Annotated in this window: 19 protein-coding genes, 1 tRNA gene and 1 pseudogene; 6 read left to right on the top strand and 15 right to left on the bottom strand. The window is 69.8% G+C overall.

Annotated elements, in window-relative coordinates:
- Positions 1-7: 7 nt before the first annotated feature.
- Complete coding sequence (locus IEW34_RS18475; RefSeq protein ID WP_188610681.1) at positions 8-460, bottom strand: MarR family winged helix-turn-helix transcriptional regulator; 453 nt, start codon at positions 458-460, stop codon at positions 8-10.
- Positions 461-600: 140 nt separating this feature from the next.
- Between IEW34_RS18475 and IEW34_RS18470 the strand changes: the two genes are divergently transcribed.
- From IEW34_RS18470 to IEW34_RS18460, 3 genes are all read left to right on the top strand, one after another.
- Positions 601-1,017: an organic hydroperoxide resistance protein gene (locus tag IEW34_RS18470; protein WP_188610680.1), complete on the top strand. Its 417-nt coding sequence runs from the start codon at positions 601-603 to the stop codon at positions 1,015-1,017.
- A gap of 143 nt (positions 1,018-1,160) precedes the next feature.
- A complete protein-coding gene (locus IEW34_RS18465; RefSeq protein WP_188610679.1) occupies positions 1,161-2,897 on the top strand; it encodes a redoxin domain-containing protein in 1,737 nt (578 codons plus the stop codon).
- Between the two features lie 126 nt (positions 2,898-3,023).
- The gene (locus IEW34_RS18460; RefSeq protein WP_188610678.1) at positions 3,024-3,905 is read left to right on the top strand and encodes an SDR family NAD(P)-dependent oxidoreductase; all 882 of its coding nucleotides are present in this window, start codon (positions 3,024-3,026) and stop codon (positions 3,903-3,905) included.
- Here IEW34_RS18460 and glgX read toward each other — a convergent pair.
- The 9 genes and pseudogenes from glgX to fdnG all read right to left on the bottom strand — a co-directional run bounded on the left by glgX (position 3,888) and on the right by fdnG (position 16,132).
- Positions 3,888-5,972: a glycogen debranching protein GlgX gene (gene glgX, locus IEW34_RS18455; RefSeq protein ID WP_188610677.1), complete on the bottom strand. Its 2,085-nt coding sequence runs from the start codon at positions 5,970-5,972 to the stop codon at positions 3,888-3,890. The two genes, IEW34_RS18460 and glgX, sit on opposite strands and share 18 nt — an antisense overlap.
- 134 nt (positions 5,973-6,106) lie before the next feature.
- Positions 6,107-6,202 (bottom strand) — tRNA-Sec (locus IEW34_RS18450).
- A 120-nt stretch (positions 6,203-6,322) separates the two neighbouring features.
- Positions 6,323-8,155, bottom strand: a pseudogene (gene selB, locus IEW34_RS18445) (selenocysteine-specific translation elongation factor); the annotation flags it as partial.
- Entirely contained in the window at positions 8,152-8,985 is an 834-nt protein-coding gene (locus IEW34_RS18440) for a tetratricopeptide repeat protein (protein WP_188610676.1), read from the bottom strand. The pseudogene selB and the gene IEW34_RS18440, both read right to left, overlap by 4 nt.
- The gene (gene selA, locus IEW34_RS18435) at positions 8,972-10,411 is read right to left on the bottom strand and encodes an L-seryl-tRNA(Sec) selenium transferase (RefSeq protein ID WP_188610675.1); all 1,440 of its coding nucleotides are present in this window, start codon (positions 10,409-10,411) and stop codon (positions 8,972-8,974) included. Before selA ends, IEW34_RS18440 begins: the two co-directional genes overlap by 14 nt.
- A gap of 1 nt (position 10,412) precedes the next feature.
- Positions 10,413-11,327 carry a formate dehydrogenase accessory protein FdhE gene (fdhE, locus tag IEW34_RS18430; protein WP_188610674.1) on the bottom strand — a complete coding sequence of 305 codons (915 nt, stop codon included), beginning with the start codon at positions 11,325-11,327 and terminating at the stop codon, positions 10,413-10,415.
- Between the two features lie 53 nt (positions 11,328-11,380).
- A complete protein-coding gene (locus IEW34_RS18425) occupies positions 11,381-12,088 on the bottom strand; it encodes a formate dehydrogenase subunit gamma (protein ID WP_188610673.1) in 708 nt (235 codons plus the stop codon).
- A complete protein-coding gene (fdxH, locus tag IEW34_RS18420) occupies positions 12,085-13,026 on the bottom strand; it encodes a formate dehydrogenase subunit beta (protein WP_188610672.1) in 942 nt (313 codons plus the stop codon). Before fdxH ends, IEW34_RS18425 begins: the two co-directional genes overlap by 4 nt.
- Positions 13,027-13,042: 16 nt before the next feature.
- Positions 13,043-16,132 (bottom strand): formate dehydrogenase-N subunit alpha, encoded by a 3,090-nt coding sequence (fdnG, locus tag IEW34_RS18415; protein WP_188610671.1) that lies wholly within the window; start codon positions 16,130-16,132, stop codon positions 13,043-13,045.
- A gap of 273 nt (positions 16,133-16,405) precedes the next feature.
- Here fdnG and selD point away from each other — a divergent pair, with 273 nt between their 5' ends.
- Together selD and IEW34_RS18405 are read left to right on the top strand one after the other, a co-directional pair.
- Positions 16,406-17,482 carry a selenide, water dikinase SelD gene (gene selD / locus IEW34_RS18410; RefSeq protein WP_188610670.1) on the top strand — a complete coding sequence of 359 codons (1,077 nt, stop codon included), beginning with the start codon at positions 16,406-16,408 and terminating at the stop codon, positions 17,480-17,482.
- Between the two features lie 392 nt (positions 17,483-17,874).
- The gene (locus IEW34_RS18405; protein WP_188610669.1) at positions 17,875-19,608 is read left to right on the top strand and encodes an FAD-binding oxidoreductase; all 1,734 of its coding nucleotides are present in this window, start codon (positions 17,875-17,877) and stop codon (positions 19,606-19,608) included.
- Positions 19,609-19,707: 99 nt separating this feature from the next.
- On the opposite strand, the gene IEW34_RS18400 is transcribed toward IEW34_RS18405, so the two are convergent.
- Positions 19,708-20,361: a TetR/AcrR family transcriptional regulator gene (locus IEW34_RS18400; RefSeq protein ID WP_188610668.1), complete on the bottom strand. Its 654-nt coding sequence runs from the start codon at positions 20,359-20,361 to the stop codon at positions 19,708-19,710.
- A gap of 52 nt (positions 20,362-20,413) precedes the next feature.
- On the opposite strand from IEW34_RS18400, the gene IEW34_RS18395 reads away from it, so the two are divergent.
- Positions 20,414-21,259 (top strand): oxidoreductase, encoded by an 846-nt coding sequence (locus IEW34_RS18395; RefSeq protein ID WP_188610667.1) that lies wholly within the window; start codon positions 20,414-20,416, stop codon positions 21,257-21,259.
- On the opposite strand, the gene IEW34_RS18390 is transcribed toward IEW34_RS18395, so the two are convergent.
- The 4 genes from IEW34_RS18390 to IEW34_RS18375 all read right to left on the bottom strand — a co-directional run bounded on the left by IEW34_RS18390 (position 21,254) and on the right by IEW34_RS18375 (position 25,311).
- Complete coding sequence (locus IEW34_RS18390; RefSeq protein WP_188610666.1) at positions 21,254-22,957, bottom strand: dihydroxyacetone kinase family protein; 1,704 nt, start codon at positions 22,955-22,957, stop codon at positions 21,254-21,256. The two genes, IEW34_RS18395 and IEW34_RS18390, sit on opposite strands and share 6 nt — an antisense overlap.
- 162 nt (positions 22,958-23,119) lie before the next feature.
- Positions 23,120-23,629, bottom strand: coding sequence for a cytochrome P460 family protein (locus IEW34_RS18385; RefSeq protein WP_188610665.1), 510 nt, complete (start codon positions 23,627-23,629; stop codon positions 23,120-23,122).
- 29 nt (positions 23,630-23,658) lie between these two features.
- Positions 23,659-24,726 carry an alpha/beta fold hydrolase gene (locus IEW34_RS18380; RefSeq protein ID WP_188610664.1) on the bottom strand — a complete coding sequence of 356 codons (1,068 nt, stop codon included), beginning with the start codon at positions 24,724-24,726 and terminating at the stop codon, positions 23,659-23,661.
- Between the two features lie 165 nt (positions 24,727-24,891).
- Complete coding sequence (locus tag IEW34_RS18375) at positions 24,892-25,311, bottom strand: Ohr family peroxiredoxin (protein WP_188610663.1); 420 nt, start codon at positions 25,309-25,311, stop codon at positions 24,892-24,894.
- Positions 25,312-25,332: the final 21 nt, after the last annotated feature.

The raw sequence follows: 25,332 nt of genomic DNA, 5'->3' as shown, positions 1-25,332 counted from the left end.
GACGGCGTCAGCCCACCCCCCGCGCCGCCTTGGCGAGGTTGTCGCGCAGCGTGGTCACCGCCTTCTGCATCTTGGGGAATTCCTCCACGCTGAGGCCGGTCGCCTTGACCAGGTTCAGCTCCAGGCCCTTCTCCCGCAGGCTCCGGCCTGCGTCGGTCAGGCTGACGATCACCTGCCGCTCGTCGGCTGGATCGCGCCGGCGGTGCAGATAGCCGAGAGCTTCGAGCTTCTTGAGGATCGGCGTCAGCGTGTTCGATTCCAGGAACAGCTTCTCGCCAAGGCCGCCGACGGTCTGGTTGTCGTTCTCCCACAACGCCACGATCGTGATGTATTGCGTGTAGGTGAGGCCGAGCTTCTCGAGGATCGGCTTGTAGGCCCGGCCGTAGGCCAGGTTGGCCGAATAGATCGCGAAGCAGAGAAAGTCGGCGAGCTTGGGGCTTGAGGGGCGGGCTTGGCTCATGCGCGGCCTCCGGGCGTGTGATCGAGATCTCGTGATCGATATAGATCGCATGCGATGAAATCGGAAGGGTTGACATCCGCGAGCGAGCCAGTGATATGAGTCGCGTACGATTTAATCGCACACGAACTTAAGGTGATGCCATGACCCAGATCGACAAGGTGCTGTACACCGCCCAGACCCACACCACCGGTGGCCGCGACGGCGCGTCCCGCAGCTCGGACGGCCGCCTGGAGGTCAAGCTGACCCCGCCCGGCGCGCCCGGCGCCGGCACCAATCCCGAGCAATTGTTCGCCGCCGGGTGGTCGGCCTGCTTCATCGGCGCCATGCGCCATGCGGCCGGGCGCCTGAAGGTGACGCTACCGGCCGACCTTGCGGTCGACGCCGAGGTGGACCTGGGCACGGCCGGCGCCGCCTACGCCCTTCAGGCACGGCTCAACGTCAGCCTGCCGGGCCTGGATCGCACCACTGCCCAGGCCGTCGTCGATGCGGCCCACGAGACCTGCCCGTATTCCAGGGCGACGCGCGGCAACATCGCCGTCGTGGTCAACGTGGTGTGAGACCCGGCCGGCCCTGCCGCCCCGGCGGCAGGGCCGGCCGGCCGACACCTCGCTGACGCGGCTGGGCGCCGTCGCCCGCCCGGCCGTGATGGGCGCAGTGACCTTCGCGTCCGACATTGCTCCGCAATCGAATGGTGGCGTCGATGGCGCTTTTCGTCCTTGCCTACCTCGCCGGCGTGCTGACGATCGCGTCGCCTTGCATCTGGCCGATCCTGCCCTTCGCGCTGGCGCGCGCCGACGGGCCGTTCCGGCGCACGGCGCTGCCCATGCTGCTCGGCCTCGCCCTGGCCTTCGGCGCCGCCGCCAGCCTGGCGGCGATCGCCGGCGGCTGGGCGGTCGAGGCCAGCCGCTACGGCCGGGCCGGCGCACTGCTGCTGATGACGCTGGTCGGGCTGTCGCTCCTGTGGCCCGGCCTGGCGGCGCGCCTGACGGCGCCGGTCGTGGCGGCCGGCTCACGCCTGGCGGACTGGTCCGGCACCCGGTGGCCGTCTGGCACGCCGGCTTCGCTGGCCTTGGGCGTTGCCACCGGCTTGCTCTGGGCGCCGTGCGCCGGGCCGGTGCTGGGCTTGATCCTGACCGGCGCGGCGCTTGGTGGCCCGCGCATCGAGACCTCGCTGCTGCTGCTGACCTACGGGCTGGGGGCGGCGACCTCGCTGGCCGCGGGCCTGCTGCTGGGCCGGCGCCTGCTCGCGGCGGTCGGCGGCTGGGTCCGGTGGGGCGAGCGGCTGCGGCCGGCCCTCGGCGGCGCCGTGCTGGCGGCGGTGGCGACCATCTGGCTGGGTCTGGATGCCAGCCTCCTGACCCGCTGGTCCGCGGCCGGAACGATCCGGATCGAACAGGGGCTCGTCGATGGCCTCGGCAGTGGGCGCGACCTCGCCGGCCCGGGCAGCCCGGCACAGGCTGCCGCGGACCCGATGGAGGCCGGCCCGTTCGGCGCGCTCCTGGGCGCCGGCCCCTGGCTGAATGCGCAGCCGCTCCGGGCCGAAGATCTGCGCGGCAAGGTCGTGCTCGTGAACTTCTGGACCTATTCGTGCATCAATTGCCTGCGGGTTCTGCCCCACGTGCGCACCTGGGCCGAGCGGTACCGCCACCAGGGCCTCGTCGTCGTCGGCGTGCACACGCCGGAGTTCGCCTTCGAGAAGGACGTGGGCAACGTCAGCCGCGCCGCAGCGACGCTCGGGGTGGGCTATCCCGTCGCCATCGACAACGATTTCGCGGTCTGGCGGGGCTTTGGTAACCAAGCGTGGCCGGCCATCTACATCTTCGGCGCCGACGGCCGTCTCCGCCACCGCGTGCTCGGCGAGGGTGGCTATGAGCGCTCCGACGAGGTCCTCCGCCAGTTGCTGGCCGATGCCGGTGCCGCGCCGCCCGCGGCCGCCGCCGGCCCTGTGGTGGGGGAGGGCACGCAGGCGGCGGCGGACGCGCGCGATCTGCACTCGGGCGAGACCTACGTCGGCTACGCCCAGGCCAGCAACTTCGCCTCGCCCGGCGGCATCTGGGAGGACGCGCCCAACCGCTATCGGCCGCTGGCGGCGCTGCCGCTCGACCGGTGGAGCCTGACCGGCACGTGGACCGTCGGCCGCGAGTTCGCGACGCTGGATGATCCGTCCGGCCGCATCGCCTACCGCTTCCACGCTCGCGACCTGCACCTGGTGCTGGCGCCGTCCGCGCCCGGCCGTCCGGTCCGCTTCCGCGTCAGGCTCGACGGGGCCGCGCCCGGCGCTGATCACGGCACCGACGTCGACGCCGACGGCTGGGGGCGCGTCGACAGCCCCCGTCTCTACCAGCTCGTGCGGCAGGCGGAACGGGTGGCGGACCGTACCTTCGAGATCGAATTCCTCGATGCCGGGGTCCGCGCCTACGCCTTCACGTTCGGCTAAAGCCCGTCCCAATCGGACGGATAACGCGATCGGGGAGACGCGCTGCGGGCACTTGCCGCCAGGCACCAGGAGTGCTCCCGTGCACGCTTGGCAGCCGATGGCCGCGCCGCCGCGAGGGAGCGACCCATGCAGTCCGTCGTCGTCACCGGCGCCTCCAGCGGCATCGGCTGGGCCTGCGTGGAGGTGCTGACCGCTTCAGGCTTTCGCGTGTTCGGCAGCGTGCGCAAGGCCGAGGATGCCGACAGGCTGTCCCGGGAGTTCGGTGCGAGCTTCACGCCGCTCGTCTTCGACGTGACCGACGAGACGGCGGTGGCCGCCGGCGCGGCGCTGGTGGACGCAGCCCTTGGCGGCGAGACGCTGGCCGGGCTCGTCAACAACGCCGGCATCGCCGTGCCGGGACCGCTCATCTATCTTGCCATCGACGACTTCAAGCAGCAGCTCGCCGTCAACGTCACTGGCCAGTTGATCGTGACGCAGCACTTCGTGCCGCTGCTCGGCAGCGATCGGGCGCGGCGGGGAGCGCCTGGGCGGATCGTGATGATCTCGTCGGTGAGCGGTAAGAGCGCCGCGCCCTTCGTCGGCGCCTACAGCGCCTCCAAGTTCGCGATCGAAGGCCTGTCGGAAGCGCTGCGCCGCGAACTGATGCTGTTTGGCATCGACGTGGTGATCATCGGCCCGGGCGCCGTGGCGACGCCGATCTGGGACAAGGCCGACACGGCGGCCGACGTGGGGACCTTCGACGGCACGCCCTATGCCGCGGCCATCGCCAAGATGCGCGGCTACATGATCGCGCAAGGCCGGAACGGCCTGCCCCCGGAGCGGATCGGCGAGGCGGTCAAGACCGCGCTCACCGCTGCCAAGCCCCGCACGCGCTACGCGCTGAGTCCGACGCCGTTGCAACACTGGCTGGTCAGCGCACTGCCCCGGCGCTTGGCCGATACCTTCTTCGCGCGACGATTGGGGCTGGCTGGACAGGCGCAGCCCGTGCCTTCAGACGAACACGGCTAGCGAGCGCGCCTCGACGTTCAAGCTCGGCTCGCCCTCCGGGCATTCCTGTTCGGGGCGGTCGGGATCGTTGGTGTCGAGCACCAAGGTCCAGCGGCGCTCCTCGCGAGCCGGCAATTTGAACGGCACAACGCCGTCATGGGGATTGAAGGCGATGATGATGTCGCTCCATTCGCCCTCCGCGTCGAGACCGTCGCGCTGAAGGCGCAAGGCGACCGAGTTGGCACCGGCGTCGTCCCATTGCTCCTGCGTCTGCTCGCCTCCGCCGGGGTTCAGCCATGTCACCTGCAGCCCGTCGCGGAAGCTGGCACGGCGCAGGAGCGGCTGAGCTCGCCGCAAGGCGGTGAGCCGCTGGACGAAGGCGGTGAGACGCTGTCCATCCTCATCGGCGCCGTCCCAATCGACCCATGAGATCTCACTATCCTGGCAATAGCCGTTGTTGTTGCCGCCTTGCGTGCGACCGAACTCGTCACCGGCAAGCAGCATCGGCGTGCCGCTCGAGACCATGAGTGTCGCGAGAAAGTTGCGCTTCTGCCGCTCGCGCACGGCCCTGATGCCGGCGTCGTCCGTCGGCCCTTCCGCTCCGTAATTGAAGCTTCGGTTGTCGGAATGCCCGTCGTTGTTGTCCTCGCCGTTGGCATCGTTGTGCTTATCGTTGTATGAGACCAAGTCGTTCAATGTAAAACCGTCGTGCGCCGTAATGAAGTTCACGCCGGCCCACGGCCTGCGGCCGCGCAGGTCGTAGATGTCTCCCGATCCTGTCACACGCGCCGCGAAATCCCTCAGGACGCCCGGTGTCCCCTTCCAATAGTCGCGAACGGTGTCCCGATATTTGTCGTTCCATTCCGCCCAGCCCGGCGGAAATCCGCCCACCTGGTAGCCGCCGGGGCCGATGTCCCAAGGTTCGCCGATCAGCTTCACTTTGGACAGCTGCGGATCCTGCCCGATCGCGTCGAAGAAGCCGCCGCGTTGATCGAACCCGTTCGGCTCGCGCCCGAGGATCGTCCCCAGGTCGAAGCGGAACCCGTCGACATGCATCTCACCGGCCCAATAGCGCAGCGAATCCAGCACCAGCTGCAGCACGCGCGGATGGGACGTATTGACCGTATTGCCGGTGCCCGTGTCGTTGATGTAGTAGCGCGGCTGATCGGGCAGTGTTCGATAGTAACTGAAGTTGTCGATCCCTTTGAACGAAAGGGTCGGGCCGAGTTCGTTGCCTTCCGCCGTGTGATTGTAGACCACATCGAGGATGACCTCGATGCCCGCGTCATGGAAGGCGCGCACCATCGCACGGAAACCGGCGAGCCCGGCGGGCCCCAGATAGCGTTGTTCGGGCGCGAAGAAGGCCAGCGTATTGTAGCCCCAGAAGTTGCTCAGTCCCTTCGATTTGAGATGCTCGTCATCAGGGAAGGCGTGGACGGGTAGCAGCTCGATCGCGGTGATGCCGAGCGACTTGACGTAGTCGACGATCGCGTGATGGCCGAGGCCCTCGAAGGTTCCACGCAGGTGTTCGGGGATGGCGTGATGCCGCTGCGTGAAACCCCGGACATGTGTTTCGTAGAAGATGGTCTCAGCCCATGGAATGCGTGGGCCGGCGTCGCCGGACCAATCGGACTCCTTGGGATCGATGACGACGCACTTGGGCGTTCCCTGAGCGCTGTCCTGCTCGTTGAAGGAGAGGTCCTTGTCCTCGGCCCCGATCACGTAACCGAAGTGCGCGGGCGACCATTCCACCTCGCCGTGCAACGCCCGGGCATAGGGATCGATCAGCAGCTTGTTGGGATTGAAGCGGTGCCCGGCCTCGGGCGCATAGGGACCATGGACCCTGTAGCCGTAGAGCGTACCCGGTCCCGCTCCGGGCACGAAACCATGCCAGACTTCATTGGTGTATTCGGGTAACGCCAGGCGTTCCATTTCCGCGCCGGTGGCCGGATCGAACAGGCAAAGCTCGACACGCTCGGCATAGGCGGAGAAGAGGGCAAAGTTCGTCCCCTCTCCATTGAAGTTTGCGCCCAGGACGGTCGCATCTCCGTTCTCGATCCGGCCCTTGCTACGGCTCTCGTGAGTCATGGCGTATCCCTGCTGCGCTGCGCCAACATGAACTTGCAGACCCGACTTAGGTTGCCGGCAGCGCACGAATTTTATGGCAGGGATGTTCGGCCGCGGGCGCCGGTGACGTTCTATCTTGCCCTATCCGAAAGAGCTGGCGGAGGAGAATGGGAGTCGAACCCACCAGAGACCGGCGCGCGGCCCCTCCCGGATTTGAAGTCCGGACGCCCCACCGGGGACGCTTCTCCTCCAGCAATGGCGGGCGCCTCGGTCTCGCCCGCCGGGCGGAAGAGGTCCAGCCGGTGCACGTCGATGTGGCGCAGATCGCCGCGCCGCAGGGTCACCCCGTGGCGATCGAAAAATTCCAGGATCTGGATTGCCACCTTGCGACCGCTGTCCACCTGGTCGCGAAACTGGGCAGCAGTGAAGCCGCTGCGCCCGGCAGCAGCGGCGAGCCGGCCGAGGATGTCGATCAACTCGGCGACAGTCGCGCGCAGGAAGAAGTGGTCGTGCGCCACCTCGTCCGCCTCACCCATCCGCCCCACTCGCTTCAGCAGCCGGCGCACCTCGGCCTCGCTCGCGCCGATGAGCCCGGCGATGTCGCGCACGCGGGGCGGCCGGAAGCGGGCGGTGCCGCCGAGCCGAGGGCGGATCTCGCGCCACACCGCCTCGTCCGCCGGCGTCAGGTGCACTTCGTGGCCGGCGAGGCGCACCCAGGCGCCGTCGAGCGCGACGTCGCCCGTCCGGGCCAGGCCGCGCAGCACGGCGGCGAAGGCCGGCGCGGGCAGCCGCGGCTCCGATTGCAGGCGCAGCCGCTCCAGCCCGATGCCGGGGAGATCGGGATTGTCGCGATGGAAGGCAGCGAGCGTGCCGCGCAGCCCGCTGGTCAGCGCTTCCCAGTCGGCGCCGGCGAGGGCGAAGCGCACGCCGCCGGTGGCGATACGGATGATCCCGGGACGGGCGAGCGCAGCCTCGAGCTGGGCGTCGCTCAGCGCCCGGTCGCGCCCGAAGCCGTCGAGCTCGACCACGCGGGGCGCCACCGCCAGCAAAGCGGCGAGGGCGGCGTCCGGCGCGCCGGTGGCCTGGGCCGCGAGCTGGGCGAAGCGCTGCGGCGTGCGGCGCCTGCGGGCCGGGGCCCGCAGGTCGACCAGCCGGCCGCCGCCGATTGTCCGCCGCGCCGAGGTGTCGCGCAGGACGTAGCGGTCGCCGACGGCGGCGGCCACGGGCCGCTCCAGCACCAGCTGCACGAAGGCCTCCTCGCCCGGCAGGATCGCCCCATCGCCCAGCAGCACGACGCGCGCGCCGACCTCGACGGCGGCCGTGTGCAGGCGGACCGGCGACCACTGACCGATCGGCCTCGGCTCGCTCGCCAGTACGGCGAGCGTCGCATCGATGCGTGCCGCGGGCGCGTGCAGGAGCGGGTCGAGCACCACGTCGCCGCGGGCGAAGGCCTCACGCGTGACGCGCTCGCCGGCGAGATTGAGGGCGCAGCGCTCGCCAGCGCGACCGCGCTCAGCCGGGCGGTTCTGCGCATGGATGGAGCGCACGCGCACGGGCAGGCCGGACGGGCTGACGATCAGGTGGTCGCCGACCGTGACGGAGCCCGAGAGCACGGTGCCGGTGACGACGGTGCCGGCGCCGCGCAGGGTGAAGGAGCGGTCGATGGCCAGTCGGAAGCGCCCGGCCGTGTCCCGTGCGGTGAAGGCGGCCGCCTCCCGGGCCAGCCGATCGCCGAGCGCCGCGATGCCCTCGCCGGTGACGGTCGAGACCGGTACGATGTCGGCGGTTGCCAGCGCGCCGCCGACGAGAGCAGCGCGGACCTCGGCGGTCACCGTCTCGCGCTGCCGCGGGGCGGCGAGGTCGGCCTTGGTCAGCGCCACCACCCCGCGCGTGACGCCGAGCAGCTCGAGGATGGCGAGATGTTCGCGGGTCTGCGGCATGACGCCGTCGTCGGCGGCCACGACGAGGAGCACGTAGTCGATGCCGGCGGCGCCGGCGAGCATGGTGCGCACGAAGCGCTCGTGACCGGGCACGTCGACGAAGCCCAGTACATCGCCGTCCGGCGTCGGCTGGTAGGCGAAGCCGAGGTCGATGGAGATACCGCGGGCCTTCTCCTCCTTCAGCCGGTCGGTATTGACGCCGGTGAGCGCCCTGACCAGCGCGGTCTTGCCGTGGTCGATATGCCCGGCCGTGCCGATGATCATGGCGGGGCCTCCGGCAAGGGGACGCGCGCGAGCCGCTCGGCTTCGGCGATGCCGGTCGGGTCGAGCGCGGCCCGGGCCGGCCCGAGGAAGCGGCCGGCGAGCGCGCTGCCGCCCGCCGAGCCGCGCAGCAGCCACGCCAGCGCAACGACGGGATCGCGCGCGACGCCGGCGCCCAGGTGATAGGCCGCGCCGAGCATGGATTGTGCGTCGGGCTCGCCGCGGTCGGCCGCCCTGTGCCACCACCGGGCCGCTTCCACGGGGTCGCGGTCCGCCCCGAGCGCGTCGTGATAGAGCATGCCGAGCCGCGTCATCGCTTGGGCGACGCCCTGGTCTGCCGCCAGATGTGCCCAGCGCAATGCCTCGACGGGATCGAAGGTGATGCCGCCGTCCTCGACGAGCATCCAGCTCAGCATGTCCTGGGCGGCGGCGTCGCCTTGTTCGGCTGCGGCGCGGTAGAGGGCGGCCGCCCGGCGGTCGTCGCGTTCCACACCGTCGCCACGGAAGTAGAGCGCGGCGAGGTTGCGCTGGCCGACGGGGTCACAGGCATCGGCGGCAAGACCGAGCCAGCGCGCGGCGAGCGCCGGGTCGCGGTCGACGCCCAGACCTTCGGCGAAGCAGGCGCCGACGTTGCTTTGCGCACGTGCCACCCCCGCCTGCGCCAGCGGTCCCCAGATTGCAAGGGCGGCCGCATGGTCCCCCGCCTGCGCCGCGGCCAAGGCCGCCGCCATCTGCTCTGCGATCGAGGGGCTCGGCTCTGGCGCCGGCGTCGGCGCCGACGGATGCTCCACTCCCGGGCGGACCGAGCGTATCAGGCGGTCAAGCCATCGCATCGCCTGCTCCCGGATCGAGCGCGCCGAGCACGCCCAGGAACCCGGCCTCGTCTTCCAAGCAGCGCAGGTCGAGCAGCAACGCGCCATCGCCGATACGCCCGATCACCGGCACGGCCAGGCGCCGCAGAGCGGCGGCGAGGCTCGCCAGCGCTCCGCCACCCCCGCCGGCGAGGGGCCGCAGCGCCAGCGCGGCGCTCGGCAAGGTCTCGAGCGGCAGGGCGCCGGAACCGATCTCGCTGGAGCATGGCCTGACCTCGACGGTGACGGCGCCGCCGCAGGCGGCGGCCACCGCGGGCTCGAGGCGCCGCGCTTGCGCCTCGATGTCGTCAGGCCTGCGCGCCAGCAGGCGCAGGGTCGGCAGGCGCTCCGCCAGCCGCGCCGGATCGCGGTAAAGGCGCAGCGTCGCGGTGAGCGCCGCGAGCCGGATCTTGTCGACGCGGAGCGCGCGCTTCATCGGGTTGCGGTTGATCGCGGCGAGGAGGTCGCGGCGCCCGACGATGAAGCCGGCCTGCGGGCCGCCGAGCAGCTTGTCGCCGGAGAAGGTGACGAGGCCGGCGCCGTCCGCCACGGCCTCGCGCACGGTGGGCTCGTGCGCGAGGCCGATGCCGGCCAGATCGGCCAGCGTACCCGAGCCGAGGTCGTGCACCAGCGGCACCCGGTGCTCGCGCGCCAGCGGCGCGAGGTCGCGCGCGGCGACCGCGGCCGTGAAGCCGCTGATGCGGTAGTTGGAGGTGTGTACCTTGAGGATCAGCCCGGTCTCGGGCGCGAGGGCCGCTCCGTAGTCCTTCAGGTGTGTGCGGTTGGTGGTGCCGACCTCGTCGAGCACCGTCCCCGCCCGGGCCATGATGTCGGGCAGGCGGAAGGCGCCGCCGATCTCGATCAGTTCGCCGCGCGACACGATGGAGCGGCGGCCCTGGCCCAGGCTGTTGAGCACCAGCAGCACGGCGGCGGCGTTGTTGTTGACGACGGTGGCGTCTTCGGCCCCGGTGAGCTCGCACAGCAGCGCGCGCAGGTGGTCGTCGCGCTCGCCGCGTTTGCCGGTGGCGAGGTCGAACTCGAGCGACACGGCGTGGCGCATGGCCTCGACCGCCGCTTCGATGGCCGCCTCGGCGAGCAGGGCCCGGCCGAGGTTGGTGTGCAGCACCGTGCCCGTGAGGTTGAACACCGGCCTCAGGGTAGAGCGCGCCTCGTCCGCCAGCCGGGCGGCGGCGAGCGTGGCGACGGCGTCCGGTCCGGGCAGCGCGCCCCCGGTGCGGACGCTCTCGCGTGCCCCATGGAGCGCCGCGCGCACGGCGGCGGCGGTGCGTGGGTGGCCGTGCACGGCGAGGGCGGCCGCGGCGGCCGCCGTGCCGAGCACGCGGTCGACGGAGGGCAGCTCGCGCAGGCGATCGGTCGGCGCAGCGGGTCGGGCGGCATCGCCGGTCATGTCAGTAGCCCAGCAGGAAGGGGTTGAAGCCGCCCCGTCGGTATGGGCCTCCCTGCATCAGCAGGTCGAGGCCGAGGCTCGCCGCGTCGTCGGCGACAGGCTCCAGATCCGCGTCCTTCACCTGATAGAGCACCTTCACGTAGGACCGGCAGGCGTCGCAGGTCTCGGCCTTGATGGTACCGCCTTCGCCCTCGACCTCCTGGTAGCCGACACCCTTGGTGGAGCCGCAGAGCGTGCATTTGATCCGCACCGTGTGCCAGAACGTGCCGCAGAGCGCGCAGGCGCAGAAGCGGGTGCCGTGAGCCCCGCGCCAGCCGACCACGAGCGAGCTCGCCGGCGGCCCGCCGCAGCTGGGGCAGGCGCCGTCGCCGACCGGCACCAGTGCCTCGCCGTCGAGGCGCGCGGCGCAGCGCGCGAAGTGGACCTGCAAGGCGGCGGCGACATAGACGTGCTCGGCCAGCGTCTCGGCCGGGATCGCGGTGGCGAGCACGGCGCCGACCATCGCCTCGTGCGTCCGCCCATCGGCAGCGCGGACTCGCTCCAGCGCCGCGCGCGCGGCCGGCATCTGTGGGATGTCGCCGGCTGTGTCGACGAGCGCGGCGAGCGTTGCCCGGAAGGCGGCGTCCGGCCGGAAGCCGGCGCGGGCGAGCGGCGGCATGGCATGGGCGCGCGCGCGCGCCTGCACCGTCTCGTCCGGCATCTCCGGCTCGGGCAGGCCATCCTGGATGCGGTACTGGTATTCGGTGAGCCCGGCGAGGAAGAGGAGATAAGGGGCGATCGCGCTGCGCGCGGCAAGGACGCGCAGACGCTGAGTGCGGTCGATGAACAGCCGGGCCGGATCGGGGAGGCGCACGAACGGCGGGGATGCGACGTCGCCGATCACCGTCGAGTCGGGGCGGACCTCATCTTCGCTCATCTCGACCTTTCACGAACCCGCCGGGCCACGTGATGCACACGCCTCTGCATAACCTAGGAAGCGGAGGTCTTGCCGACCACCCGCTTGCCGACCAGCTCGCGCAGCCATTTGCGGTGGTGGCGCCAGGCCCAGCCGCCCGTCACCCGGCCCTTGGTCATGGCGCCGATGGTGCCGCGCACCCAGATCGCTGCATAGACGTGCACGATCCAGACGCAGATGATCACCACCGCCGCCGCCGCGTGAACGAGGATGGCGATGCGCTTCTGCTCGATGCTGGTGAAGGGATAGAAATACTCGTCCCAGACCACGATGCCGCTGCCGATCAGGATGATGATCAGCGCCGACATGCCCCAGAAGACGAACTTCTGGCCGGCGTTGTACTTGCCGAGCTCGGGCAGCTTCTCCTCGTCTCCCGCCAGCACATCGCGGATGCGGCGCAGCCACGTGTTGTCTTCGCTCCTCCAGAGATTCGCCTTCCAGAAGCGGATGAACAGGCCGGCGAAGGAAAAGAACAGGACGACGCCGATCCACGGGTGGATGGCGCGCGTCCACTGGCCGCCGCCGAACAGCACCGTCAGGAAGAACAGGCTCGGATGGAACATTGACAGCCCCGACAGCGCGAGCAACACCAGCGAGACGGCGGTGATCCAGTGGTTGATGCGCGCACCCACGGTGTAGCGGTCGACCGTCACCGGCTTGCCGGGATGGACGTCGTCGCCGGGCTGGACGTCGTAGGGCCTGTCCCCGTCATCGGAGGTCATGAGTGCCGGCCCTCCGTCAGCTTCTCGGCGTTCGCCTCATCCTCCGGCGAGACGCGGTTGGCGCCGGCGACGAGGTGATGGACGACGGCGGCGGCGGCCGCCAGCCCCATCACCCCGAGGCCCACGTATTTGCCCACGCCCTTCCAGAGTTCGACCAGAGGGCTGATCGTCGGATTGCGGGGCAGGTTGGCGTAGATCTCGGGCTTGTCCGCGTGGTGCAGCACGTACATGACGTGGGTGCCGCCGACGCCCGGCGGATCATAGAGGCCGGCGTTCTCGAAGCCGCGAGACTTCAGGTCCTTGATGCGAAAGTCGGCCCACTCCTTCATCTCGTCCTTGGTGCCGAACACGATGGCCTGGGTGGGGCAGGCCTTCTGGCAGGCAGGGCCCTGGCCGACGGCGACGCGGTCGGAGCACAGCGTGCATTTGTAGGCCTTGTGGTCGACCTTGGAGATGCGCGGGATGTCGAAGGGGCAGCCCTTCACGCAATAGCCGCAGCCGATGCAGTTGTCGTGCACGAAATCGACGATGCCGTTCGCGTATTGCACGATGGCGCCGGGCGCCGGGCAGGCCTTGAGGCAGCCCGGGTCCTCGCAATGCATGCAGCCGTCCTTGCGGATCAGCCATTCGAGGTTGTTGGTCTGTGGGTTCTCCCATTCGCTGAAGCGCATCAGCGTGAACATCTCCGGCGTGAGATCCGCCGGGTTGTCGTAGACGCCGACGTTCACGCCGATGGCCTGGTGCGTGTCGTTCCATTCGATGCACGCCGCCTGGCACGCCTTGCAGCCGATGCACTTGGAGACGTCGATGAGCTTGGCGACCTCCGTCTGCCGTGTGGCCGGCGCTGGCACGCTCGACGCCGAGCGTCGGATCAGATCCTTGTCGCTGAACCCGGGCGAGGTGGGCGCGACGGGCGGGTTCGGGATCGGGGGAAACATCGGGCCTTGTCCTCCCTCACACCGACGCCGGCCCGGTCGAGGCTTCCAGATTGACGAGGAACGCCTTGAACTCGGGTGTCTCGATGTTGGCATCGCCGACGAACGGGGTGAGCACGTTGGCGGGGAAGCCCTTCTTGGCCGCGCCCACGAAGCCCCAGTGGATCGGGATGCCGACGATGTGGATGGTCTTGCCGTCGCAGATCATCGGCTTGATGCGCTTGGTCACCACCGCCTTGGCAAACACCGAGCCGCGCTTCGACCACACGCGCACCCAGCCTCCCTTGGCGACGCCTTTCTCCTTCGCCAGCTCCTCGGAGATCTCGACGAAGAATTCGGGCTGCAGCACCGCGTTCACGTGGTTGTTCTTGGTCCAGTAGTGGAAGTGCTCGGTCAGCCGGTAGCTGGTCGCAGCGTAGGGGAACTCCGGCGAGGCGACGTCGGCGAACTGCGCGAAATCGTCGGCGAAGACGCGCGCCACCGGATTGCCGCGGACCTTGGGCGCGATCACGTTGGCGACCGGGCTCTCGAAGGGCTCGTAATGCACCGGGAAGGGCCCGTCCCGCATCATGCCGCGGGCGAAGAGGCGGCCCACCCCTTCGGCGTTCATGATGAAGGGGCCGACGTCCCGCGGCTTGGCGTTGGGGGCGATGTCGGGCACGTCATATCCCGTCCACCTCTGCCCGTCCCACTCCAGCAGCTTGCGCGAGGGGTCCCACGGCTTGCCGTTGATGTCGGCGGAGGCCCGGTTGTAGAGGATGCGGCGGTTCGCCGGCCAGGAGAACGACCAGTTGGGGTAGGCACCGGTGTCGTCGGGATCGGCGTTGTCCCGCCGCGCCATCATATTGCCCGCCTCGGTGAAGGAACCGGCGAAGATCCAGCAGCCGCAGGCGGTCGAGCCGTCGTCCCGCAGCTGGCCGAAGTTGGCGACCTGCTTGCCCGCTTCGAGCAGCTTCTTGGCCGGATCTGCGGGATCAGGCACATCCGCCACGATGTAGCCGTTCATCTCCTTGGTCAGCTCTTCTGGCGTCGGCAGGCCCGGATCCTTGTAGGGCCAGTGCAGGTTCAGGATCGGATCGGGAAAGGCGCCCCCTTCCGTGCGGTACAGCGCCTTCAGGCGCAGATGGATCTGCGCCATGATCCAGGTGTCGGGCTGGGCTTCGCCCGGCGGCGTGCCGCCCGGCCAGTGCCATTGGAGCCAGCGCCCCGAATTCACCAGCGCCCCTTCGTCCTCCGCAAAGCAGGTGGTGGGAAGCTGGATCACCTCGGTCTGGATCGCGGCGGTGTCGACGTCGTTGTAGATGCCATGGTTCTCCCAGAAGCGCGCCGTCTCCGTCTCGAGCGGGTCCATGACGACGAGCAGCTTGAGCTTGGACAGTCCTTCGACCAGCTTTGCCTTGTTGGGGAAGGCCTGCAGCGGGTTGAAGCCCTGGCAGAGATAGGCCGTCATCTTGCCCTGCTTCATGAGCTCGAAGGCCCGCAGGATGTCGTAGTTCGGCACGTCCAGCTTCGGCAGCCAGTCGAAGCCGAAGTCGTTCTGCGCCGTCGCCGCCGGCCCCCACATGGATTTGAGGAAGCTGACAAGGAACTTGCGGTAGTTCTGCCAGTAGCTGGTCTGGTTCGGCCGCAGCGGTCTGAAGCCCCGCGTCGACATGTAGGCCGCCAGGTCCGGCTCGCGGTCGGTCGCCAGGTTCATATAGCCGGGCAGCGAGTTGGACAGCAGGCCGACATCGGTCAGCCCCTGGATGTTGGAGTGGCCGCGCAGCGCGTTCATGCCGCCGCCGCGCACGCCGATGTTGCCCAGGATGAGCTGCAGCATCGCCATGGTGCGAATGTTCTGCGAGCCCTTGGAATGCTGGGTCCAGCCGAGCGCATACATGGAGGTCATCGTCTTGGTGGGCGACGAGCACTCGCTCACCATCTGCGCCACCGCCAGGAACTTGTCCCTCGGCGTGCCGCAGATGCGCTCGACCAGTTCGGGCGTGTACATCGCCACATGCTGCTTCAGCAGGGTCCAGACGCTGCGCGGGTGCTGGAGCGTTTCGTCGACCGCCGCATAGCCGTCAGGCCCGATCTCGTACTCCCAGGTCGCGCGGTCGTAGTCGCGCTTCTGCTCGTCGTAGCCGGTGAACAGCCCATCCCGGTACGTGAAGCCCTCCTTCACGAGGAAGCTCGCGTTGGTGAAGGTCTTCACATAGTCCCACTGCACCTTGTCGTTGAGCATGCAGTAGTTGATGAGGCCGAGCAGGAAGGCGATGTCGGTGCCCTGCCGGATCGGCGCATAGAAGTCCGCGACCGACGCCGAGCGGTTGAAACGCGGATCGACGACGATGAGCTTGGCGCCGCGGTTGGCCTTGGCCTCCGTGACCCACTTGAAGCCGCACGGATGGGCTTCGGCGGCGTTGCCGCCCATGATGACGACGAGATCCGTGTTCCGAATGTCGGTCCACGAATTGGTCATTGCGCCACGGCCGAATGTTGGGGCGAGACTCGCCACCGTTGGGCCGTGTCAGACCCTCGCCTGGTTGTCGAAGGCCAGCATCCCGGTACTTCGCATCACTTTGTAGGTGGCGAAGGCGGTCTCGTTGGTGGTCGCCGAGGCGGCGAGGATGCCGCTCGTGACCCATCGGTTGACGGTGACGCCGGCCTCGTTCAGGGCGATGAAGTTCTTGTCGCGGTCGTCCTTCAGCACCCGGACGATCTTGTCGAGCGCTTCGTCCCACGAGATGCGTTCGAAGCGGTCCGAACCCGGCCGGCGCACCATCGGATATGTCAGGCGCGTCTTTGACTTCACGATGGAGAGCAGGGCGGCGCCCTTGGGACAAAGCGTGCCGCGGTTGGTCGGATGGTCGGAATCGCCCTCGATATAGGTGATCTCGGCCGTCTCGCCCTTCCTCAGATCACCCTTCGAGTACAGGATGATGCCGCACGCCACCGAGCAATAGGTGCAGGTGTTGCGGGTTTCCGTCGTGTTGACGAGCTTGAAGGGCCTGATCGCCGCTGCATAGGCGGCCTCGACGTCGCCGAAGCCGAACGCTCCAAGAGCCGTGCCGGCGACACCCGCGCCAGCGGTAAGCAAGAACGCGCGGCGCGAGAGTTCCATGTTCATCTGGCGTCTCCCAGAAATCCATACTCCGCAACGCAGCGCTGCAAAGCGCAGCTATAACAACCGATATGCTATTTTGGAAATCCTCTAATGTCAAACTGAAAGCGTCGCGCAAACTGCAAATACGTGTGTTTTAAAAATGACTTACCCGAAAGTCGACGCCGCCGCGGGGGGCTCCCGGCGCCCTTGTCGCCGGCCGTCGTGGACTTCACATTGGGAGCGCGCGTGATCCTGGGCGCACGACTGCGCGATCGCCGCATGAGGAGATTCTGCGCCATGGCTCAGTCATCCCCCACGGGCGACGTCGACACACCTGCAATCCGCCTGACGAGCCTTGCCCACGGGGGCGGCTGCGGCTGCAAGCTGGCGCCCGCCGTGCTGCAGCAGCTGCTTGCCGGGCAGCCTGCGGCGGCGCCGTTCCGCCAGTTGCTGGTCGGCACCGAGACGGGCGACGATGCGGCCGTCTGGCAGCTCGACGACGAGCATTGCGTTATCGCGACCACGGATTTCTTCATGCCGGTGGTCGACGACGCGCGTGACTTCGGGCGCATCGCCGCCACCAACGCGATTTCGGACGTCTACGCCATGGGCGGGCGCCCGATCTTCGCGCTGGCCATTCTCGGCATGCCGCTAGGCCGATTGTCGACGGACGCGGTCCGCGACATCCTCGCCGGCGGCGCGGCCGCCTGCGCCGAGGCGGGCATCCCGGTGGCCGGCGGCCACTCGATCGATGCGCCCGAGCCGATCTACGGCCTCGCCGTCATCGGTACCTGTCGGCCCGGCGAGGTGCGTCGCAACGCCGGCGCGCAGTCCGGCGATGCTCTGATCCTGACCAAGGCGCTCGGTGTCGGCATCTATTCCGCCGCCTTCAAGAAGGAGGAGCTCGCGCCCGCGGCCTACGCCGAGCTGATCGCCAGCACCACCTTGCTCAATCGCATCGGCGCCGAGCTCGGCCGGGAGGAGGCGGTGCATGCGGTCACCGATGTGACCGGCTTCGGCCTGCTCGGCCATGCGCTCGAGATGGCGCGGGGCTCGGGCGTCACGCTCGTCATTCGCGACGGGGCGCCGGCCCTCTTCGCCGAGGCGGAGCGGCTGGCGCGGGAAGGCTTCGTGACCGGTGCGTCCCATCGCAACTGGGACAGCTACGGCGCGGACGTCGTTCTGCCGCCCGAGTTGCCGGTGTGGCGCCGTCACGTCCTGACCGATCCGCAGACCTCGGGGGGCCTGCTCATCGCCTGCGCCGCCGCAGAGGGCGACGCGCTGCTCGCCCGCATCGTCGCCGCCGGCTACCCGGCTGCCCGCCGCGTCGGTGTCGTCGAGGCCGGAGCCGCCCGGGTCCGCATCGAAAGCTGAGACGGGCCGATCCTGGCTCGGTGGCGAGCGGGTTTGGCTCACGGGGCGCACGGCATCTCGCGATGAGCGGCCGATCCAGGTCCACGGCGTCAGACATCGTCGACGAAGGAGAGTGCTCGGATCCTCACGGGGTGCAGTCTCCTTTCCATCGTCCTCGTGCTGCCGGCCGCCGCCGCGCGCCGGCTCTACCGCACCGTGCCGACGCGAGAATGACACGGTGCGCACCGGGGTAGCCACGCGGAGCAGCAAGGTGAGGTTGCCGCGCGCGCCTCCCGCTCAGGACCGCTCGCGCCGATCCGAGGTGACAACCCCTCCTGGCGCGGTTGTCGGCGCCATCCACTCCGGCGATGATTGCGCAACGGCCACGACGACGTGAGCCCGAGGGAGGCGACATGACCGAGGTCGACCGGCGCGGCTTCCTTCACTCGGCAACCGGCGCGGCGTTCGCGGCGGCTGCGCCGTTGGCGGTGGCCGGCGCGGCGCCCGCGGGCGAGCCGGACTGGGAGCTGCTGCGGGCGGCGGTGGGCGAGCGGCTGATCCGGGTCGACTCGCCCCTGGCACGCTGCGCCGCCGCCGGTGGGGCCGGGGCGGACGCCCTGTTTGCGCGGCTGAAGAACCCGTTCTACCTGGGTGACGAGCCGGCGCTCACCCAGACGCTGGGGTGGACCGGCGCCTGGACCTCGCGGGCGAGCCCCTACGCCGTCGCGGCGCGTTCGACGGCCGATGTCGCCGCGGCCGTCCTCTTCGCCCGGAGGGCCGGGGTGCGCCTGGTGGTGAAGGGTGGCGGCCACAGCTATTTCGGCAACTCCAATGCCGAAGGGGCGCTGCTGGTGTGGACGCGGGCGATGAACGCCATCGAGCCTCATGAGGCCTTCGTGGCCGAGGGCGCGCCGCCCGCCACGGCGCGGCCCGCGGTCTCGGTCGGCGCCGGCGCCCTGTGGGGCGAGACCTACCGCGCCGTATCGGTGGAGGGTGGGCGCTACGTCCAGGGCGGCGGCTGCCTCACCGTCGGCGTCGCCGGCTTCGTCCTCGGCGGTGGCTTCGGCAGCCTGTCCAAGGGCTACGGCACCGGCGCGGCCAGCCTGCTGGAGGCCGAGGTGGTCACCGCCGACGGCCAGGCCCGCATCGTCAACCCGTGGCGCGAGCCGGAGCTGTTCTTCGCGCTGCGGGGCGGCGGTGGCGGCACGTTCGGCATCGCCACCCGGCTGACGTTGGCCACCCATCCGCTCCCCGCCACCATCGGTGCCGTGCAGGTGGTCATCGCGGCCCGCAGCGATACCGCCTGGGCGGCTCTGGTGGCGCGCATCGTCGAGTTCTACGCGGCGGCGTTGTTCAACCCGGACTGGGGCGAGCAGATCAGCTTCGGTCCGGGCCGGCGGCTCACGGTGGCGATGGTGTTCCGGGGGCTCGACGAAGGCGCGGCCCGGGCACTGTGGCAGCCGTTTCTCGCCTCCCTCGCCGCCCATCCCGACTACGAGATCGTGGGCGATCCGTTCATCGTGGCGATCCCCGCCCATCGCTTCTGGGATCCGGCGCTGCTCAGGTCGGTTCCCGGCGTGGTGCTCGCCGACAACCGGCCGGCCGCGGCGGCGGACAACATCTTCTGGGCGTCCAACCTGGGCGAGGCGGGGCAGGTGCTGCAGGCCTACCAGTCGGCCTGGCTGCCGGCGCGCCTGCTGGCGCAGGAGAGCCGCAGCGGGCTGGCCGATGCACTCGTCGCCGCCTCCGGCCACTGGAAGGTTACCCTGCACACCAACAAGGGGCTCGCCGGCGGCGCCGCCGAGGCGCTGGCTGCCACACGCGAGACTGCGACCAATCCGCAGGTCAACGAGGCCTTCGCGCTCGCCATCGTCGCCGCTGTCGCGCCGCCCGCGTGGCCCGGCATTCCCGGCCACGAGCCCGACCCGACCGCCGCACGGCGAAATGCCGGTGCCGTCGCCCGGGCGATGGCACCGCTGCGCCAGCTGACGCCGCAAGCGGGCACCTACGTGTCGGAGAGCGACTTCTTCCAGCCGGACTGGCAGCGCGCCTATTGGGGCAGTCACTACCGGCGGCTCGCGGCGGCCAAGCGCCGTTATGATCCCGACAATATCTTCCGCGGCCACTATTGCGTCGAGCCGGGCTGACCCGCGGCTGATCGCACGCCTGCGGGCGTCACCGAGCCGATCGCTGCGGCACGATCGGCATTCCTCGATGCAGCGATCGAGCTCGATGGTTGTGCGAAGTCAGGGGGCCAGGGGGCGACGGGCGACCCGGCCCAGCAACCCGGTCAGCAACTCGCGCTCGTCGCCTTCGACAAACCCGAGCAGCATCGCCGCTGCCACGGCCTGGGCATTTGCGACGAGGTCATCGTCCCGGATCTCGCCGGCGGTCCAGAATGACAGCACCCCCCTGAATGCGATCGCCAGATGATCGGGCAAGAGCAACAGCCCAAGCTCTCTGGCAGCCGGCGACAGGCCTGTTCCGTCACCGAGCGCCTCTGTCCAGAATCTCTGCGATCGCCCCCGCGTCTCTCCCGGCTCGGAACCCGGCGCGCCGATCACCCCCATGATCGTTCGGTTCACGGCGGGCGCCTCCACCATGACCTCAGCCGCGATTCGCACGGCCTCCAGCACCCGATCCGGGCTCGTGTCCGGCAGATCAGCGACAGCCAGCCGCTCATGCATCGTCGCTATTCGCTGCGCCGACAGCGTCCGCATGATCGCCAGCTTGCTGCCGAATTGGTTGAACGGCGTGGCGAAGCTGACACCAGCCGCCGTTGCCAGATCGCGCATCGAGAATTCCGCCGCACCTTGGCCAAGCAGCTTTTCGGCTGCTGCGAGCACGCGTTCTCGCGTCGTGGACGATGGCATCGATGAACCGGTCTTGCGAGTGGGCATGCGCGACCTTATTATATCATGATATAATCCTCAAGGATTCATGGAGGCTCCTATGAATGCATCCGTCACCAAGACCTTCCTCATCACGGGCGTCAGCTCGGGTCTCGGCAACGCCTTCGCCGCAGGCGCCTTGGAAGCCGGGCACGTTGTCATTGGCACCGTCCGCCGCTTGGAGGATGCGGAAGCCTTTTCGGCTCACGCATCCGGGCGCGCCTATCCGCTCGTCCTCGATGTCACGGACTATGATGCCATCCCGGAAGCCATCGCTCGGGCAGAGGCTGCGGCGGGACCGATCGACGTGCTGGTCAACAATGCCGGCTACGGCCATGAAGGCGTGCTGGAGGAATCCGCGATGGCCGACCTTCAACGCCAGTTTGCCGCCAACGTTTTCGGCCCAGTCGCGATGATCAAGGCCGTGCTGCCAGGGATGCGCGAGCGCCGTCGAGGCCACATCGTCAACGTGACCTCGATGGGCGGCTTCATCACCATGCCGGGCATCACGTTCTACTGTGGCAGCAAATTCGCGCTCGAGGGGATCTCGGAAGCGCTCGGCAAGGAGGTCGCCGGTCTCGGCATCCGCGTGACTGCCCTTGCCCCCGGCCAGTTCCGCACCGATTGGGCGGGGCGGTCGATGGATCGCACGCCGCGCAGCGTCGCCGATTACGACGCGGTGATGGACCCGATACGGGCCGCGCGGCAGGCCAAGAGCGGTCGTCAATCCGGCGATCCGGTGCGAGCCGCCCAGGTGCTGCTCAAGCTGGTGGAGGCGGATGCTCCCCCGGTTCGGCTGTTTCTTGGCGATGATGCGCTTGGCCTCGTCTCCCAAAAGCTGGAGCAGATGAAGGCCGAGATGACTGCCTGGGAGACCCTGTCCCGCTCGACGAGTTTCCCCTCATGATCCGGCCTCCGTCGCCAAGGCCGCCATCCAGCGGGTGACTGCGACGGCACCGCCGTCCGGCGCGCCCATGGCCCGTTCGCCGAGATAGGCGGCGCGGCCGAGGCGGGGACGCATGGATGCGGTGGCGGCGGCACCCGCCTCGGCGGCGTCGAGCGCCTGTTGCCAGGCCTGGGCCAACGGCTGGCCAGCCGCGGCAGCTGCGCCGAAGGCATCGGCGGCCGGGCGCAGCGCATCCAGCATGGTGCGGTCGCCGACCACGGCGCCGCCCAGCTCCGCGATGCTGGCCACGCCCGCGTCGAAAGCCTGCGCCAGCTCGGCTGCCGTCGGCGCGTCGATGCCCGCAAGCTGGCGCGCGCCGCGCAGCACGGCGGTGGCGTAGAAGGGGCCGCTGCTGCCGGCGATGGCGCGCCGCAGCGCATGGCCGAGCGCGGCCAGCAGCGTGCTGGGGTTTGCCCAGGCGGAGGCGGGTAGCGCATCGATGGCGTCGGCGCCGCGCACCATGCTGGCGCCGAGATCGCCGTCGCCGGCCTTGCCGTCGAGCGCCGCGAGTTCCGGCTCCGCTTCGCGCAGCGCCCTCGAGACCGCTGCCAGCGCCGTCTGCCAAGCGGGCGGCAGGCCGGTCCCTTGGATGGCGGCGGAGGTGGCCGGCGCCATGTCGGTCGTGGCTGCGATCATGCTCCGCGCCGGCCCAGGCCGTTCGCCTGGCCGCCAGGCGAGGGCCTCCGCCGGGGCATCGAGCGCCTCCAGACGCGCATCGTCGACCCGCATCACGGAGAGCGAGCAGCCCGGCATGTCGAGCGCGGTGAGGAAGTTGCCGCACCAGGCACGCGCCACCATGAGGTCGCGTCCGCGCAGGGCCGCGAGGGCCGCGCGGGCCACGATGGCGAGCTCGAGCGGCGTCGTTGCGCCGAGCCCGTTGACGAGCAGGGCGACGCGCTCACCCGGCGCCAAGGCACGGTCCTCGGCGATCGTCGCGACGATCGCCGCCACCAGGGTGTCGGCGGGCTGCATGGCGGCGCGCTCGACGCCGGGCTCGCCGTGAATGCCGAGGCCGAGCTCGATCTCCCCTTCGGCGAGGACGAAGCCCGGCTGGCTGGCACCCGGCAATGTGGCGGCACCGAGCGCCACCCCCATGGTGCCGAGCTCGTCCGCCGCGGCGCGGGCGCGCTGCGCCACCTCGGCCAACGTCAGCCCCGCGGCGGCAGCTGCCCCCGCGACCTTGTGGACGAGCACTGTGCCGGCGATGCCGCGGCGTCGCGCTGGCTCGACGCTATGGCGCAACGCGACGTCGTCGGCGACCACGACGATCTCGGTGGGGATGCCCTTGGCCCGCGCCATCTCGGCGGCGAGGCCGAAATTCAGCCGGTCGCCGGTGTAGTTCTTGACGATGAGCACGGCGCCGGCGGGGCCGGCCGCGATACGGATTGCCCCGAGCACCGCGTCGGCGCTGGGCGAGGTGAAGACGTCGCCGGCTACGGCCGCGCTGAGCAGGCCAGGCCCGACATAGCCCGCGTGGGCCGGCTCGTGGCCGCTGCCGCCACCCGAGAGCACGGCCACGGGGCGAGCGGCCGGAGGCGGCAGGTCGGAGCGGACGATAACGTTCTCGTCCGCCAGCAGGCCGAGGTGCGGCGAAAAATCCGCCAGCCCTTCCAGCATGTCGCGGACCACGCGGCGAGGGTCGTTGATCAGTTTCTTCATGCGGCACCTCCCGGGCGGTGACGGGCAGCGGGGTCGGCGACGACGCGCCGCTTCGGCGGACCTGCACCACGCGCCTCGACGGCGCGCGCCGTGTCCGTCCGCCTCAGCTGTCTCCGCAACGCCGCGTCTTGGCAAGCGGACGCAGACGGCGGCGCTCTGCGACTAAGGCGCGTAGCGCGTGAAGACGAAGTCGCGATCCTTCACAAGCGCCTCATGACAAGCGAAACAGGTCTCATGCTGGGCAGCGTCGACCGGCTTGCCGTCGACGAAGCGGCCGAACCCCCAGCCGCCGGTGGCCGGGTATTTCTTGCTGTCCTTGACCATGATCTGCACCGTCGTGGCCGCGCCGGGGATGGAGGCGGAGGCGAAGTCGGGCGACTGCACATGCTTCCAGGCCAGCTTGGCCAGCACGGTGCCGTCGGGGAAGGGCAGGGTGCCCTTCTGATAGGCCTCGATCGCGGTCGCGTTGCCGAGCACGGCGCGCAGCTCGTTTAGGGGCTCCGCCTCCTGGGCCGGCGCGATCAGCTGCCATCGCCGGTATCCCTCCGGAATGGTGACGCCGTAGATCGGCGAGGCGTCCTGGGGCTGGGGAGCCGGCGCCGCGGCCAGCGACACCGCCAGCCCGCACGATGCCAGGAGGCTTGCGGCGACAACAGGATAAGTCCATCGCATCGGAAAATTCCTTCCGGTCCCGTGAGCGGTCACAGCGCAGCGACCTCGACGATCGCCTCGGCGAAGGCGTGCGGCGCTTCCTGGGGCAGGTTGTGGCCGATGCCGCCCTTGATGAGGCGGTGGGCGTATTTGCCCGAGAACTTCTTGGCATAGGCGCTGGGGTCCGGGTGGGGCGCCCCGTTGGCGTCGCCTTCCATCGTGATGGTGGGCACGCCGATGACCGGGAATGTGGCCAGCCGCGCCTCGATCGCGTCGAACTTGCGCTCCCCTTCGGCAAGGCCGAGCCGCCAGCGGTAGTTGTCGATCACGATGGCGACGTGGTCGGGATTGTCGAAGGATGCCGCGGTGCGGGCGAAGGTGGCGTCGTCGAAGTGCCATTGGGGCGATGCGAGCCGCCAGATGAGCCGGGAAAAATCGGCCCGATATTGCGCATAGCCGGCCCGGCCACGCTCGGTGGCGAAGTAATATTGGTACCACCACTGCAATTCGGCCGCGGGCGGTAGCGGCTTGCGGCCGGCTTCCTGGCTGCCGATCAGGTAGCCGCTCACGGACACCATGGCGCGGCAGCGCTCCGGCCACAGCGCGGCGACGATGTTGGCCGTGCGTGCGCCCCAGTCGAAGCCGCCGATGATCGCCTTGTCGATCTTCAGCGCGTCCATCAGCGCGACGATGTCGGCGGCGATCACCGCCTGCTGGGCGTTCCGGGGCGTCGCGTCGGACAGGAAGCGCGTCGTACCGTAGCCGCGCAGATAGGGTACGATGACCCGGTATCCCGCTGACGCCAGCAGCGGCGCAACGTCCACATAGGCGTAGATGTCGTAGGGCCAGCCGTGCAGCAGCAGGACCGGGGGGCCGTCGGCCGGCCCGTCCTCGGCGTAGCCCACGTTCAGGGTGCCCGCATCGATCTGCTTCAGCGGGCGGAAGGAGGTATGGCTCCCCGGGTTGACGGGCGGCAGCTTGGCCGGCGCCGGGCCCGCCGATTGGGCGTGCGCCATCCGGGTCATGCCGAGCTGGGCGGCGGCGATCGTCGCCATGGCCGCGCCGAAGAAGCGGCGGCGCGCGGCGTTGACCGGCTGAGACGGTGTGTTGGCAGCCATGGGTGTGTCTCCTTGGTGGGCGGCTGTCGATGCCGGCTCGCACAGGGCTAGGGCACGGCCGTTACCGGCGGAATCATATGAACGGATAGGGTGGATATAAGTTATTGATGTTACGTAGTTTATTTCCAACCATCCTGGTTTCCGGCAGGGGCACCCCCCCTGGCCTCACGTCAGCGTGATGGCGACGGCGATGTTGCCGCGAAGGGCGTTCGAGTAGGGGCAGGCCGCCTCGGCGGCGTCGACCACGGCCTGGGCCGCATCGCGTGCCAGCCCCGGCACGGTGACGGCGAGGCGGGCGCGCAGGACGTGGCCGCCGTCGGCCGCAACCAGGTCGATCTCCACCTCGACGACGACGTCGGCCGGCAGTCGGATGTCCATGGCTTTGGCTGCGCGCTCCATCGCGGCGTCGAAGCAGGCCGACCAGGCGGCTGCGAAGAGCTGCTCCGGATTGGTGCCCGTGCCTGGACCGCCGGGAGGGGACAGCCGCAGATCCAGCCGTCCGTCGGAGCTGCGCGACACGCCTTTGTCGCGGCCGCCCGTGGTGCGGACGCGGGCGGTGTAGAGCCGTTTCGCTTGCTCGCTCATGGTCCGCTTTGCCCGTATGGA

Source organism: Chelatococcus reniformis (genome assembly GCF_014640075.1).
GTDB classification, from domain to species: domain Bacteria; phylum Pseudomonadota; class Alphaproteobacteria; order Rhizobiales; family Beijerinckiaceae; genus Camelimonas; species Camelimonas reniformis.
Note: the sequence above shows the minus strand (reverse complement) of the source record. Positions and strands in the feature narration are given on the sequence as shown.